The organism is Nocardia sp. NPDC058497, from assembly GCF_042720195.1.
Classification (GTDB): domain Bacteria; phylum Actinomycetota; class Actinomycetes; order Mycobacteriales; family Mycobacteriaceae; genus Nocardia.
Genome location: NZ_JBHXMY010000107.1, coordinates 1 through 13,692 on the forward strand (window position 1 = coordinate 1; position 13,692 = coordinate 13,692).

Sequence of the window (13,692 nt, forward strand, 5' to 3'; positions counted from 1 at the left end):
CTCGTGGCTCGCCCCGTGTGGCGCGGTCACCGCGAAACTCTCGATGCGGATGCCGGTGACGGTGCCGATCGCGAGTCCGGCTTCGATCGCCGCGCCCGCGTCGCGGCAGTGCACGTGGGCCGACCAGGTGTGGTCACCGTCGCCGACCACGACCACCGAATCGCCGAGGACGGCGAGGCGATCGCGCAAAGTGCCCGCGGCCGTCTCGTCGACCTGCGCGATCACGTACATGACCTCGAAGTGGGGGTCGGAGGATTGATCGCGGTGGTCGACGTCACCGCCGCGGTCACCGTCGGCGCGTTCGTCACCACTTCTGCGCCGCGGCCCGTCGTCCTCGTGATCGCGGGTATAGCTGTGCCGGGCGGGGGCCTCGCCGCAGATCTGGGCCACGAGGCAGTCGAGCAGTACGAGCAGCCCCCTGGCTCCGGCATCGACCACCCCGGCCGCGCGCAGGACGCCCAACTGCGCGGGCGTCTCGTTCAGCGCACGCGCGGCATCGTCGGCGGCCGAGCGGGCGACGGTGAGGAGAGACGGGTCAGCCGATTCGGCGGCGGCGACCGCGGCGCGCTCGAGGACAGTCAGGATCGTGCCTTCGACCGGGGCGCTCAGTCCGGTGCGCACGAGCACCGCCGCCCGACGCAACGCCGTTCGCAACCGCTCACCGGTCAGCGGACCCGCGACGACCGCTTCGGCGATCCCGCGCAGCACTTGCGACAGGATGATCCCGGAGTTCCCCCGAGCACCGATCGTCGCCCCGCGCGCGAGCGCTTGCGCGACCAGATGTGCAGATGGGGCCTCGCCCGGGGTCGCGTCGGCGCTCGCGGCCGGTTCGGCACCCGCGGCCGGTTCGGCGCCCGCGGCCGGTTCGGCGCCCGCAGCCGGTTCGGCACCCGCAGCCGGTTCGGCACCCGCAGCCGGTTCGGCGCCCGCGGCGCCGGGCACCGCTCGCTCGGCGGCGACCGCGGCCCCTGACACCGCTCGCTCGGCGGCGGCGACCGCCGCCCGGACGGTGGCCAGCATGTTCGTTCCGGTGTCGGAATCGGCGATGGGGAACACATTGAGCGCGTCGATCTCGGCGCGGCGTAGTTCCAGGTCGGTGCGGCAGGTTCGGGCCCAGGCCAACAGATCGGCGCCGTCCAGCGCCTCCCGCACGTGCGACACCGCCACCTCGATCCCCGTTCTGGGTGCCCGCGCGCCGAGCACCGCACGCCAGGTTAGCGGCAGCCGCCGACAGCGGTATGCTGACCGCGGACGGGCCCGGCATCCGGGCCGTGCCCGGCGTGTCGACCGGGACACCCGGTTTGGAAGATCACGGCCCGGCCAGCTACCCTTGCAGGGTTGCCTTGTGCGGCCGATCCCGGTCTGCGCTGGCCGACGCGAGTCGGCAAGGCATTTGACGACATCAGTTTCCGGTTCAGCGGGCATACGTGCACCGCTGTCCGCTTATGACATGAAGGAGCTCGCGACATGGCTGCCGTTTGCGACGTCTGCGCCAAGGGCCCCGGTTTCGGGAAGTCGGTCTCGCACTCGCACCGGCGCACCAACCGTCGCTGGAACCCGAACATCCAGACCGTGCGTGCGCAGGTTGCCCCTGGCAACACCCGCCGGATGAACGTGTGCACCTCCTGCCTGAAGGCGGGCAAGGTCGTCCGCGGCTGATTCTCAGCCCGTACATTCTGCCGACAATGCCCCGGCACCCCGCGTGGGTGATCCGGGGCTTTGTCGTCGATGGGGGTCGCGATGCCTGACTGGCGGATCGAGGCACTGACCGCCGAGCGCGTCACCGCACTCGCCGCCTGCCACATCGCGAGCTGGCGCGAGGCCTACGACGCCCTCGCCCCCGGGCATGTGCTCGCCGGATTCGACCTCGAACGCTCCGCCGCCACCTGGGAACGCCGCCGCACCGACGGGACCCACCGGTTGCCGATCGCGCTGGCCGGTGACCGGCTGATCGGTTTCGCCGCCGCGACCGACACCGAACTGGAAGCCCTCTACGTCCGCGCCGCCTGGCACGGCACCGGCGTCGCCGACGCCCTGATCGACATCGCGGCCCCGGGCTCACCGTGCACGCTGTGGGTGTTCGACGACTATCCACGCGCCCACGCCTTCTACCGCAGGCGCGGCTTCGCCGACACCGGCGTCCGCCGGGTCGACCCCTTCACCCTGCTGCCCGAACAGTTGTGGCGCCGCGGCCCTCGCTAGGGTGACGCCATGAGTACCACCGAACCGGTCACCGCCGTCACCCTCGTCGACGGCGTGCTGCAGCTGACGATCGCCACCGCCGCGGCGGGCACCTCGATGAATTTCGACCTGATCAATCAGGGCACCGAAGCTCTGCGCTCGCTCGATTCCGAGGTCGGCGCGGTGCTGCTGACCGGTGCGGGCGCCAATTTCTGCGCGGGCGGCAACGTCCATCACTTCGCCGGTGCCGACGACCGCGGCGCCTACCTGTACAAGCTGGCCGACGAGCTGCACGAGTTCGTGCGCGCCCTGGCCGCGACCCCCGTCCCGGTCGTCGCCTCGGTGCACGGCTGGGCCGCAGGCGCCGGCATGAGCCTGGTGTGCGGCGCCGACATCGCCATCGGTGGCCCGTCGACCAAGCTGCGCCCCGCCTACCCTGGCATCGGCCTGAGCCCCGACGGCGGCATGTCCTGGCTGCTGCCCCGCATCGTGGGCGCGAGCCGCGCCAGGGAGATCCTGCTCACCGACGCTGTGATCGGCGCCGAGGAGGCCGTGCGCCTGGGCATCCTGAGCCGCACCGTCGCCGACGACGAGGTCCGCGCCGAGGCCCTGCGCGTCGCCCAGAGTTTCGTCGCCGGCCCCCGCGCCACCTACTCGGCCATGAAAAAGCTGCTGGCCCAATCGCCGACGGCGACCCTGGACCAGCAGCTCGATGCCGAACGCGACAGCATCGCCGCCGCCGCGAACAACAGCACCGGCCGCGAAGGCGTCGACGCCTTCGTTGCCAAGCGCAAGCCCGATTACCTCGGGCTGAACTGAATCAGCCTCAGCAGGCTGCGCCGAGGGCGCTGAAGGTGTTCTGCAGCAGGCAGGTCACCTTCGCGTTCACGCCGGCGGAGATGGTGGAGGTGCCGGTGGAGGTCCATTCCTCACCGATCTGGCTGGTGGCCACCGGCGCGGCCTGCTCGTCGTAGGGCTCGAGCGCCAGTCCGGCGGCGTTGGCCGAGGCGGCGCCCGCGGTGAGGGCGGCGGCGACGGCGGCGGTCGCGACGGCAGCGCGAACGGTCGTGATGTGCATGCGGTTGTGCTCCTTCATCATTTTCTTCTGGTGCGGGCGACGCCCCGGGTCAGGGCAGCCGCCAATCGACTGGTTCGGCGCCGAGTTCGTCGAGCAGTTCGTTGACCCGGGAGAAGGGTCGCGAACCGAAGAATCCCCGCGAAGCCGACAGCGGTGAGGGGTGGGCCGATTCGATATAGGGGATCTCGGCCTCGGTGAGGGTGGGTTTGAGCGAGCCCGCGTCGCGGCCCCACAGCACGGCGACCAGCGGTTCGTCCCGGGCGACCAGCGCGCGGATGGCCTGCTCGGTGACCGCTTCCCAGCCCTTGCCACGATGCGAGGCCGGGGTGCCGGGGGTGACGGTGAGCACCCGGTTCAGCAGCAGCACACCCTGATCCGACCACGGGCTCAGGTCACCGCAGCTCGGCGTATCGAAGCCGAGGTCCTTGCTGTACTCGGCGAAGATGTTGGACAGACTGCGCGGCACCGGCGAAACATCAGGCGCGACAGAGAAACTCAGGCCCATGGCGTGGCCGGGCGTCGGGTAGGGATCCTGGCCGACGATCAGCACGCGCACCGCGTCGAACGGGCGCCGGAACGCGCGCAGCACGTTCTCCCCGGCCGGTAGATAGCCGCGGCCCGCGGCGTTCTCCGCGCGCAGGAATTCGCCCATCTCGCTGATCCGGTCGGCGACCGGTTCCAGTGCCCGGGCCCAGCCCGGATCGATGATGTCCGACAGTGGTTTGGCACCCATGACCGCACAACCTATCGTTTCCGGCCGGTGGGTGTGGCGTCCGCCCCACGGAACGATTCCCAGCCGGTGCCGCCGGTGGGCCGCGCACCGTCCACGGTGACGCCGCTGCCTGCGGTGACGACCCCGATCGGCCGCCAGCCGGGCGGCAGCGCCGTGCCGGCGGGCCAGGTTCCCGCGAAGGCGTGGTCCTCGCCGCCAGCCAGAATCCATTGCGCCGCATCGGCATCGAGCAGGCGGGCGAGCGCGGTCAGTTCGGGATCGGCCAGCGCCGTGCTGTGCACGTCGACGGCGACCCCGGAGGCTTCGGCGAGATGACCCAGGTCGGCGAGCAAACCGTCGGAGACATCGGTGAGCGCGTTCGGGATCACACCACCGGCCGTGTCCAGCACGGCCGCGTACGGCGGCTGCGGAACCCGATGTGCCGCAAGGGCATGCGCGAACGCCGGATCGGAAGAGTCCGCGCCGCCGGACAATACGGCGAGGCCCGCAGCGGACCAGCCGAGTTCGCCTGCGACAGCGACGATATCGCCTGCCTCGGCGCCCGCTCGGGTGATCGCCGTCTGCCCACCGAGGTCACCGAACGCGGTCACCGAGACGACCAGCTGCTCGCTGAGCACCAGATCGCCGCCCGCGATCGACCCGCCCGCACGCCCCGCCTCGGCCCACATGCCGTCGGCGATGCCCTCCACCACCGGCACCGGGGTGTCGGCCGGGCAGCCGAGCGCGACCACGAACGCCGTCGGGCGCGCGCCCATGGCCACGATGTCGGCGGCGTTCTGGGCGATGGCCTTGCGGCCGATGTCCTCGGGCGCCGACCAGTCGAGCCGGAAGTGCCTGCCCTCGACGAGCATGTCGGTGCTCACCACGAACCGGCCGTCGGGCGCGGCGACCAGCGCGGCGTCGTCACCGGGTCCGAGCAGAACGTGCGCGGCCTGCTGCCTGCCCGCGTTGATCCGGTCGATCAAGGCGAACTCACCCAGCTCGCGCACCGTCTGCGGACGGCTGTCCTCGCTGATGACCGGCCCCTTCCCACTGTGCTGACGACCGACGAAATCGCCCCGACGGTACCCTTTCGGAGGCGATCGGACACAACGGAAAGGACACCGACGTTATGGCGGCGGATTCGTCGGACTCGACAGCGGCAGGCGATCGGGACGACACGTCCCCGGCCGGAGACGGCTCTGACACCGCGGCCGAGGCCTCGACCGGCAAGTCGACGACCGGCTCGAATGCCGGTTCAGATGCCGATTCGGCGGCGGCCACGCGCGCCGCATCGACCGACACCGGTTCCGCCGAAAGCGACGCGAAGCCGGATGCGAGTGCCGGTGCGAAGCCGGAGGCCGACGCCGACAGCGACGCGAAGCGGGATGCCGACGCAAAGCCGGACGACGATGCCGATGCCGACGCGAAGCCTGACGCCGATGCGGATACGAACGCCGATGCGGATACGAACGCCGATGAGGACGCGGATGCGGATGACGAAGAGGCGTCGACGCCCTACTCCCCCGCGCTGATCGCCACCGCGGTCGCCCTGCCGATCGTCCTGATCGTCGGCGTCCTCGCCGCCGCGTTCATCGCCCTGCGCGCCCCCGTCGAACGCGAACCCCTCGCCCTCGGCCCGGTCCCCGCCCCCGCCGCCGACGGCCCCGCCTGCCTGGCCCTGCTCCCCGCCCTGCCCGCCGACCTCGGCGACTTCACCAAGTCCACCCTCGTCGAACCGGCACCGCCGGCCACCCGCGCCTGGCAGCACCCCGACGGCGGCGAACCGATCGTCCTGCGCTGCGGCCTGGACCGGCCCCTGGAATTCAACCGAGCGTCCACCCTGACCGAGATCAACGGCGTGCAGTGGTTCCAGGTCCGCGACGAGGTCGGCAAGGTCGGCACCTGGTTCGCCGTCGACCGCGAAACCTACATCGCCCTGACCGTCCCCGACGGCTCGGGCACCGGCGCGATCACCACGGTGTCCGACGTCATCACCGCGAATCTGCCCGCCCGCGAACCGAATCCGGGCGAGCTGTAATTCAGCGCAGGCCGGTGCCGCGCGCCACGGCTGTTTCGATCAGCGTCGACACCAGCGCCGGGTAGTCGATCCCGGTCGCTTCCCACATCCGCGGGTACTGCGAGATCGGGGTGAACCCGGGCATGGTGTTGATCTCGTTGATCACCGGGCCGTCCGCGGTGACGAAGAAGTCGACACGCGCCAGCCCCTGGCAGTCCAGTGCGCGGAACGCCGCCACCGACAGCTCGCGGATCTGGTCGGCGACCTCGTCGTCGAGCTTGGCGGGCACGTCGAATTCGCACACGTCGTCGAGGTACTTGGTCGCGAAGTCGTAGAACTCGGGCGCGGCGGCATCGGCGTCGGGCATCCGGATCTCGGAGACCACGCTGGCCCGCACCTGCCCGTCGGCGAATTCCAGCACGCCGCACTCGACTTCCCTGCCGACGATGCCCGCTTCGACGATCACCTTCGGATCGTGCTCGCGCGCCGCGGCGATCGCGGCGTCGAGATCGGCCCAGTCGGTGATCTTGGTGATGCCTATCGAGGACCCACCGCGCGCGGGCTTCACGAACGCGGGCAGTCCGATCCGGGCCCGCTCCGCCTCGGTCAGCGTCGCGGTGCCGGGCCGCAGCACGACCTGCACGCCGACCGGCAGCCCCTCGGCCGCCAGCAATTTCTTGGTGAACTCCTTGTCCATGCCCGCGGCACTGGCCAGCACGCCCGCCCCCACGTAGGGGACGCCGGCTAACTCGAGCATGCCCTGTAAGGTCCCGTCCTCACCGAACGGACCGTGCAGGATCGGGAACACCACGTCGACCCGGCCCAGCGCGGCCGAGGGATCGTCGAGCGCCACCAGCGCACCGGCACGGCTCGGATCGGCGGCCAGGGTGAGCGCGGTGCCCGCCGCGTCGACCGCGGGCAGCGCACCGTGGCTGAGCGCGAGTTCGCCGATGCCGTCGGCGAGCACCCAGCCGCCGTCGGCGGTGATGCCGATCGGCACCACCTCGTAGCGCTCTGGATCGAGGTTGCGCAGCACACTGCTGGCCGACACACACGAGACGGCGTGCTCGCTGCTGCGCCCGCCGAACACCACGGCCACCCTGATCCGGTTCGTCATGAACGTCACCGTAACCGTTTGCCCGTTTCGTGGCGCTATCGCCCTACTCGGGTTTGATCCGCCTGCCGAGCAAACTGTCGACCGCCTCGCTCACCGAAAGTCCCTCGTGGCACACCCGGTGCACGGCGTCGGTCAGCGGCATCTCCACCTGATGCGCGGCGGCCAGCGCCCGCACCGATGTGCACGACTTCACACCTTCGGCGACCTGCCCATTGGTCGCTTCCTGCGCGGCCTGCATCGACCCGCCCGCGCCGAGCACATGCCCGAAGGACCGGTTGCGCGACAGCGGCGAGGTGCAGGTAGCCACGAGATCGCCGACACCGGCGAGCCCGGCCAGGGTGACCGGCTGCGCCCCGAGCGCGACCCCGAGCCGGATGACCTCGGCCAGCCCGCGGGTGATCAGGCTGGCGACGGTGTTGTCGCCCAGCCCCATCCCCGAGGCGATGCCACAGGCCAGCGCGATGACGTTCTTGCACGCGCCCCCGATCTCGCAGCCGATCACATCGGTATTCGTGTACGGCCGGAAATACCCGGTGGCGCAGGCCCGCTGCGCCACCCCGGCACGCTCGGTGTCGGTGCACGCGATCACCGTCGCCGCGGGCTGACGTTGCGCGATCTCACCGGCCAGGTTCGGCCCCGACAGCACCGCGATGCGTCCCGGCTCGGCCCCGGTCACCTCCGCGATCACCTGACTCATCCGCAGCAGCGTGCCGGTCTCGATGCCCTTGGCGAGGCTGAGCAGGGTGGCGTCGGGGTCGATATCGCCCTTCCACCGGTCCAGATTCGCGCGCAGCGACTGCGACGGCACGGCGAGCACGACCAGGTCGGCGCCGTCGAGCGCGGCCAGGTGATCGTCGGTGGCGCGCACCGGCGGCAACTGCACGCCGGGCAGGTAGAACGGATTGCGGTGCTCGGTGTCGAGCGCCTGCGCCACCTCAGCTCGTCTGGCCCAGATCGTGACATCGGTCCCCGCCTCTGCCAACACCTTCGCGAACGCGGTGCCCCACGACCCCGCACCCATAACCGCCGCCCTCGTCATCAGCTCAATATGCCATGGAAGGATTGACGCCATGCGTCCGCACACCGTGCACGCCGTGATGGCGGTCAAGCACATCGATCGGGCCAAGAGCAGGCTGGCCGACGTGCTGACTCCCGAGCAGCGCGGGCAGCTCGTGCTGGCCATGTTCGCCGACACCGTCGCGGCGACGACCGCCGTGCCCGAGGTGTTGTCGCTGACCGTCGTCACGCCCGACCCACTCGTGGCCGTGCGCGCCCGCGAGCTCGGCGCGCACGTGCTCGACGAGCCGGCGGGCGCGGACGATCCACTCAACACGGCGCTGGCCGCGGGCGCCGCCGACGTGCGCGACCGGCACGGCCCCGCCCATCTGCTGGCGCTGCAAGCCGACCTCCCGGCCTTGCGCCCGGCCGAACTCGCCGACCTGCTCACCGTCGCGCCCGACGGAATCCGCTCGGTCGTGATCGATCACACCGGCACCGGCACCGCCGCATTACTCGTCCGCGACACCACCGCCGCACTGGATCCGCGTTTCGGCGCCGACTCCGCCCGCGCCCACCGCGACGGCGGCGCACACCCCCTCTCCGGGCACTGGCCCGGCCTGCGCTGCGACGTCGACACCCCCGCCGACCTCGATACCGTCCGCACGCTCGGGGTCGGCCCGCACACCGCGCTCACGCTCGGCGAATTCGGGCTGCCCGCAAGGATCGGTGACCCCGTTCGCACCGTGTGCTAGCCGATCGCCGCTCTCGGTCGTACCGGGCGGTGTCATGCTGCGGACTACCCGGTACCTAGGGGATGATTGATGCGTGAGCGACACGGAAACCATCAAGCAGCAGCCCCCGATTTCCCCGCCACCTGCGGCCGCCATCGCCTCGGGCGGTGACATCACGTCGCAGCGATTGCCCCGGGATCGCTATCTCAACCGCGAACTGAGCTGGCTCGACTTCAACGCCCGGGTGCTCGCCCTCGCCGAGGACGCCTCCCTGCCGCTGCTCGAACGCGCCAAGTTCCTGGCGATTTTCGCCTCGAACCTCGACGAGTTCTACATGGTCCGGGTCGCCGGGCTCAAGCGCCGCGCCGAGACCGGTCTGTCGGTGCGCTCCGCCGACGGCCGCTCACCGTCGGAACAGCTGGAGATGATCACCGCGCGCGCCCAGGAACTCGCCGTGCGCCACGCCAATGTTTTCCTCGACGACGTCGATCCGGCGCTGGCCACCGAGGGCATCGACCTCATCGGCTGGGCCGATCTCGACGACGATGAGCGGCACCGCCTTTCGGGCTACTTCACCGACCAGGTGTTCCCCGTGCTCACCCCGCTGGCCGTCGATCCGGCGCACCCGTTCCCCTACATCTCCGGCCTGAGCCTCAACCTCGCCGTGACGGTGAAGGACGCGGGCACCGGCGGTGAACATTTCGCCCGCGTGAAGGTGCCCGACAATGTCGACCGGTTCGTCCGTGTCCGGCGCACCGCGGCGCCGTCGGCGATCGCGGCGTTCCTGCCGATGGAAGACCTCATCGCCGCGCACCTGGATCTGCTGTTCCCGGGTCTGACCGTGGTGGAGACGCATTCGTTCCGGATCACCCGCAACGCCGACTTCGAGGTCGACGAGGACCGCGACGAAGACCTGCTGCAGGCGATGGAACGCGAACTCGCCCGCCGCCGCTTCGGCAAGCCGGTGCGGCTCGAGGTCTCCGACGACATGACCGAGCACATGCTGGAGTTGCTACTACGTGAGCTCGAGGTCGACCCCGCCGACGTCATCCAGGTACCCGGACTGCTCGACCTGTCCTGCCTCTGGCAGGTCTACGGCGTCGACCGTCCCGATCTCAAGGACGCGCCGTATGTCCCGGCCACCCCGGCGGCCTTCGGCGAGCGCGAGACTCCGCGCAATGTCTTCGCCGCGCTGCGCGAGGGCGACGTGCTGGTGCACCACCCCTACGACTCGTTCTCCACCAGCGTGCAGCGCTTCATCGAGCAGGCCGCGGCCGACCCGCAGGTGCTCGCGATCAAGCAGACGCTGTACCGCACCTCCGGTGACTCGCCCATCATCAACGCGCTGATCGAGGCCGCCGAGGCGGGCAAGCAGGTCGTCGCGCTGGTCGAGATCAAGGCCCGCTTCGACGAGCAGGCCAACATCAAATGGGCGCGCGCGCTGGAGCAGGCGGGCGTGCACGTGGTCTACGGCCTCATCGGCCTCAAGACCCACTGCAAGACCTGCCTGGTGGTGCGCCGCGAGGGCTCGACCATCCGCCGCTACTGCCACATCGGCACCGGCAACTACAACCCGAAGACCGCGCGCCTGTACGAGGACGTCGGATTGTTCACGGCCGCACCGGAAATCGGCGCCGACCTGACCGACCTGTTCAATTCGCTGACCGGTTACTCCCGCAAGGAGGACTACCGCAATCTGATGGTCGCCCCGCTCGGCGTGCGGGCGGGCATCATCGAGCGGATCGACCGTGAGATCGAACTGGCCAGGGAGGGATTCGACGCGCGGATCCGGATCAAGGCCAACGCGATCGTCGACGAGCAGATCATCGACGCGCTGTACCGGGCGTCCCAGGCCGGGGTTCCGGTGCAGATCGTGGTGCGCGGCATCTGCGGCCTGCGTCCCGGCGTACCGGGCCTGAGCGAGAACATCGAGGTGCGCTCGATCCTGGGCCGCTTCCTCGAACACTCCCGGGTGATCGAGTTCGGCGCGCAGGAACAGACCTGGATCGGCAGCGCCGACATGATGCACCGCAACCTCGACCGCCGCGTCGAGGTCATGGTGCAGGTGAAGGATCCGCGCCTGATCGAACAACTCGCCATGGTGTTCGATTCGGCGCTGGACCCGATGACCCGCTGCTGGGTGCTCTGCCCCGACGGCACCTGGCAGGCCAGCCCGACCGCGGCCGACACCAGCCAGGTGCGCGACCACCAGCAGTTCCTCATGCGCCTGCGTCGCCCCGATCAGCCGTGAGCAAGGGCGCACAGAAAGCGATGCGTGATCCCAGGGTGCGGCCCAACATCCATGCCGCGGGCGCGGTCCTGTGGCGCACCGGCGCCGCGGGGCCCGAGATCGCCGTGATCCACCGGCCCAAGTACGGCGACTGGTCGCTGCCCAAGGGCAAGCTCGACCCCGGCGAGACCCCGATCGTCGCCGCGGTCCGCGAGGTCGGCGAGGAAACCGGCCTGCCGAGCACGCTCGGGCGCTATCTCGGGCACGTCACCTATCCGATCCCCGGCCACCGTCAGCTCAAGCGGGTCGACTACTGGGCCGCCGAGGCCGCGGCGGGCGAGTTCGCCGTCAACGCCGAAGTCGACCAGCTGCGCTGGTTCCCGCTCGACCAGGTGATGGATCAGCTCTCGTATCCGATGGACCGTCAGGTCGTGCGGATGTTCGCCCGGCTGCCCGCGACGACGAGCACGGTGCTGCTGGTGCGCCACGGCAAGGCGGGCAAGCGCGCGCGCTTCGACGGACCCGACGAGTTGCGCCCGCTCGAGCCCGCGGGCGAGCAGCAGGCGAAGGCATTGACGCCGAATCTGCTGGCGTTCGGCGCATCCGAGATCCATTCGGCCGATCCGCTGCGCTGTATCCAAACCGTGACACCGTTGGCGGAACAGTTGAACGCCGAAATCAATTGCGAGCCAATGTTTTCCGAGCAAGGTTACGATTCAGCGAAAAGCGCGGCGCGGCAACGATTTCTGTCTTTGGTAACAGATCGGGGTGTCCCGGTGGTGTGCAGTCAAGGCGGGGTGATTCCCGATCTGGTGCAGTGGCTCGCGCAGCGCAGCGAGCTCACGCTGCCGCCTGCCCGCAATCGCAAGGGCAGCGTCTGGGCATTGTCGTTCGTCGAGGACCGATTGGTCGCCGCGGACCATATGGACCGATCGCTGTCGACGGGCATCGTCACCGCCTGAGCACCGCCCGAGTGCCCTCGAACAGCCGAAACGGCCCCGGTTTCCCGGGGCCGTTCTCGGTCCAGTGGTGGGTGATGCGGCTTACGTGCACATTCCCCGACCCGATCCCGCTGCGGCGGGATCAACGAGCACGACGGGTGGCTGTCTTCTTCGCAGCAGTCTTCTTCGCGGGGGCCTTCTTGGCGGCCGTGGTCTTGGCGGCGGTGGTCTTCTTGGCCGCCGTGACCTTCTTCGCGGGCGCCTTCTTGGCCGCGGTCACTTTCTTTGCCGCCGTGGTCTTCTTGGCGGCGGTGGTCTTCTTGGCCGCCGTCGTGGTCTTCTTGGCGGCGGGTGCCTTGGTGGCCGCCTTACGGGCGGTGGTCTTGGCCGGACCCTTCGACGGCGTCGCCTTCTTGGCGGCGGTCTTCTTGGCCGCCGTCTTCTTGGCTGCCGCCTTCTTCGCCGCCACCGGGGCGTTCACGCCACGCTTGACGGCGGGGCCCGACGCGGCCAGCTTCTGCTTGCCCGCGATCACCGCCTTGAACTGAGCGCCCGGCCGGAAGGCAGGCACCGAAGTCGCCTTCACCTTCACGGTTTCACCGGTACGCGGGTTACGGGCAACCCTGGGGGCACGCTTGCGCTGTTCGAACACACCGAAACCGGTGATGGTGACGCTCTGACCTTTGTGCACGGCACGGACGATGGTGTCGACCACGTTCTCGACAGCCGCGGTAGCCGTGCGCCTGTCCGTACCCAACTTTTCGGTCAGAACGTCGATCAGTTCCGCCTTGTTCATTGAATCCTCCGCAGACTAATGGCCCGTCGTCGGACCGACTAGGTACCACGGTAAACCCAGTTTGAGCAAGAGTCTATGTGCCACGCCAAAATTCATGTGGTTTAGCACACGTCCAGCTACCGCCCCCAGGGGATGCGCCGCCAATCGCCGGTGGTGATTACGCTTGCGAAATAGGCTCCGGCAGCGTCACGGGTTTCCATGACGGCCTTCCCTTTTCGAAGTCGCCGATGACGTCGGCCTGGCGCAGGGTCAGTCCGATGTCGTCCAAACCCTCCAGCAGACGCCACCGGGTGTAGTCGTCAATATCGAACGGCAACACGACGGTTCCCGCCGTCACGGTGCGCGTGGTCAGGTCGACAACCAATTCCAGGCCGGGCTGTTCCTCGATCAGCTTCCACAGCATTTCGACATCGTTCTGTGACATCTGCGCGGCCAACAGGCCACCCTTGCCCGCATTCCCACGGAAGATGTCGGCGAAACGCGACGAGATGACCACCCGAAAGCCGTAGTCCGACAGCGCCCACACCGCGTGCTCACGCGAGGAACCGGTGCCGAAATCCGGTCCGGCCACCAGAACACTGCCCTGACGGTAGGGCTCGGTGTTCAGAATGAAGTCAGGATCGGCCCGCCAACCGGCGAACAGACCGTCCTCGAAACCCGTTCGGGTCACCCGCTTCAGGTAAACGGCGGGGATGATCTGGTCGGTGTCGACATTGGACCGGCGCAGCGGGACCCCGATGCCTTTGTGAACAGTGAAGGCTTCCATAACGATTCTCCTTCGATCGTGGTGGTCGGGGCGCTCAGGCCAGATCGGCGGGCGAGGACAGGGTTCCGCGGACCGCGGTGGCGGCGGCGACCAGCGGCGAGACCAGGTGGGTACGGCCACC

At 69.6% G+C, this 13,692-nt stretch carries 15 protein-coding genes; 7 read left to right on the forward strand and 8 right to left on the reverse strand.

All coding sequences use genetic code 11. The annotated features are described in order from the left end of the window. Nucleotides 1-1,161, reverse strand: a 1,161-nt coding sequence (locus tag ACFWPJ_RS10350) for a DAK2 domain-containing protein (RefSeq protein ID WP_378849448.1), incomplete at its 3' end; no start/stop codon positions are given. 306 nt (nucleotides 1,162-1,467) lie between these two features. On the opposite strand from ACFWPJ_RS10350, the gene rpmB reads away from it, so the two are divergent. The 3 genes from rpmB to ACFWPJ_RS10365 all read left to right on the forward strand — a co-directional run bounded on the left by rpmB (nucleotide 1,468) and on the right by ACFWPJ_RS10365 (nucleotide 3,000). Further along, nucleotides 1,468-1,659: a 50S ribosomal protein L28 gene (rpmB, locus tag ACFWPJ_RS10355; protein ID WP_011210730.1), complete on the forward strand. Its 192-nt coding sequence runs from the start codon at nucleotides 1,468-1,470 to the stop codon at nucleotides 1,657-1,659. A gap of 81 nt (nucleotides 1,660-1,740) precedes the next feature. After that, nucleotides 1,741-2,202, forward strand: a complete 462-nt coding sequence (locus ACFWPJ_RS10360) for a GNAT family N-acetyltransferase (RefSeq protein ID WP_378849450.1) — start codon at nucleotides 1,741-1,743, stop codon at nucleotides 2,200-2,202. 9 nt (nucleotides 2,203-2,211) lie between these two features. Continuing rightward, a complete protein-coding gene (locus ACFWPJ_RS10365) occupies nucleotides 2,212-3,000 on the forward strand; it encodes an enoyl-CoA hydratase/isomerase family protein (RefSeq protein ID WP_378849452.1) in 789 nt (262 codons plus the stop codon). Nucleotides 3,001-3,007: 7 nt separating this feature from the next. Here ACFWPJ_RS10365 and ACFWPJ_RS10370 read toward each other — a convergent pair whose 3' ends face one another. Genes ACFWPJ_RS10370 through ACFWPJ_RS10380 form a run of 3 tightly spaced genes read right to left on the reverse strand, consistent with a single transcriptional unit; the run spans nucleotide 3,008 to nucleotide 5,008 of the window. Further along, the gene (locus ACFWPJ_RS10370; RefSeq protein ID WP_378849454.1) at nucleotides 3,008-3,259 is read right to left on the reverse strand and encodes a hypothetical protein; all 252 of its coding nucleotides are present in this window, start codon (nucleotides 3,257-3,259) and stop codon (nucleotides 3,008-3,010) included. 49 nt (nucleotides 3,260-3,308) lie between these two features. Beyond that, a complete protein-coding gene (locus tag ACFWPJ_RS10375) occupies nucleotides 3,309-3,992 on the reverse strand; it encodes a uracil-DNA glycosylase (RefSeq protein WP_378849455.1) in 684 nt (227 codons plus the stop codon). A gap of 11 nt (nucleotides 3,993-4,003) precedes the next feature. After that, nucleotides 4,004-5,008, reverse strand: coding sequence for a thiamine-phosphate kinase (locus tag ACFWPJ_RS10380; RefSeq protein ID WP_378849473.1), 1,005 nt, complete (start codon nucleotides 5,006-5,008; stop codon nucleotides 4,004-4,006). Between the two features lie 95 nt (nucleotides 5,009-5,103). On the opposite strand from ACFWPJ_RS10380, the gene ACFWPJ_RS10385 reads away from it, so the two are divergent. Further along, nucleotides 5,104-6,012, forward strand: a complete 909-nt coding sequence (locus ACFWPJ_RS10385) for a DUF3515 domain-containing protein (RefSeq protein ID WP_378849457.1) — start codon at nucleotides 5,104-5,106, stop codon at nucleotides 6,010-6,012. 1 nt (nucleotide 6,013) lies between these two features. Here the strand turns inward: ACFWPJ_RS10385 and ACFWPJ_RS10390 are convergent, their stop codons facing one another. Both ACFWPJ_RS10390 and ACFWPJ_RS10395 read right to left on the reverse strand, forming a co-directional pair. After that, nucleotides 6,014-7,108 (reverse strand): D-alanine--D-alanine ligase family protein, encoded by a 1,095-nt coding sequence (locus tag ACFWPJ_RS10390; RefSeq protein ID WP_378849459.1) that lies wholly within the window; start codon nucleotides 7,106-7,108, stop codon nucleotides 6,014-6,016. A gap of 43 nt (nucleotides 7,109-7,151) precedes the next feature. Next, the gene (locus ACFWPJ_RS10395; RefSeq protein WP_378849461.1) at nucleotides 7,152-8,147 is read right to left on the reverse strand and encodes an NAD(P)H-dependent glycerol-3-phosphate dehydrogenase; all 996 of its coding nucleotides are present in this window, start codon (nucleotides 8,145-8,147) and stop codon (nucleotides 7,152-7,154) included. Between the two features lie 31 nt (nucleotides 8,148-8,178). On the opposite strand from ACFWPJ_RS10395, the gene cofC reads away from it, so the two are divergent. The 3 genes from cofC (at nucleotide 8,179) to ACFWPJ_RS10410 (ending at nucleotide 12,030) form a co-directional block, all read left to right on the forward strand. After that, nucleotides 8,179-8,859 carry a 2-phospho-L-lactate guanylyltransferase gene (cofC, locus tag ACFWPJ_RS10400; RefSeq protein WP_378849463.1) on the forward strand — a complete coding sequence of 227 codons (681 nt, stop codon included), beginning with the start codon at nucleotides 8,179-8,181 and terminating at the stop codon, nucleotides 8,857-8,859. A gap of 73 nt (nucleotides 8,860-8,932) precedes the next feature. Further along, complete coding sequence (locus ACFWPJ_RS10405) at nucleotides 8,933-11,089, forward strand: RNA degradosome polyphosphate kinase (protein ID WP_378849465.1); 2,157 nt, start codon at nucleotides 8,933-8,935, stop codon at nucleotides 11,087-11,089. 20 nt (nucleotides 11,090-11,109) lie between these two features. Then, nucleotides 11,110-12,030: an NUDIX domain-containing protein gene (locus ACFWPJ_RS10410; RefSeq protein ID WP_378849467.1), complete on the forward strand. Its 921-nt coding sequence runs from the start codon at nucleotides 11,110-11,112 to the stop codon at nucleotides 12,028-12,030. Nucleotides 12,031-12,151: 121 nt separating this feature from the next. On the opposite strand, the gene ACFWPJ_RS10415 is transcribed toward ACFWPJ_RS10410, so the two are convergent. Together ACFWPJ_RS10415 and leuD are read right to left on the reverse strand one after the other, a co-directional pair. After that, entirely contained in the window at nucleotides 12,152-12,805 is a 654-nt protein-coding gene (locus ACFWPJ_RS10415; RefSeq protein WP_378849469.1) for an HU family DNA-binding protein, read from the reverse strand. Nucleotides 12,806-12,962: 157 nt separating this feature from the next. Then, complete coding sequence (gene leuD / locus ACFWPJ_RS10420) at nucleotides 12,963-13,571, reverse strand: 3-isopropylmalate dehydratase small subunit (RefSeq protein WP_378849471.1); 609 nt, start codon at nucleotides 13,569-13,571, stop codon at nucleotides 12,963-12,965. Between the last annotated feature and the right edge of the window lie 121 nt (nucleotides 13,572-13,692).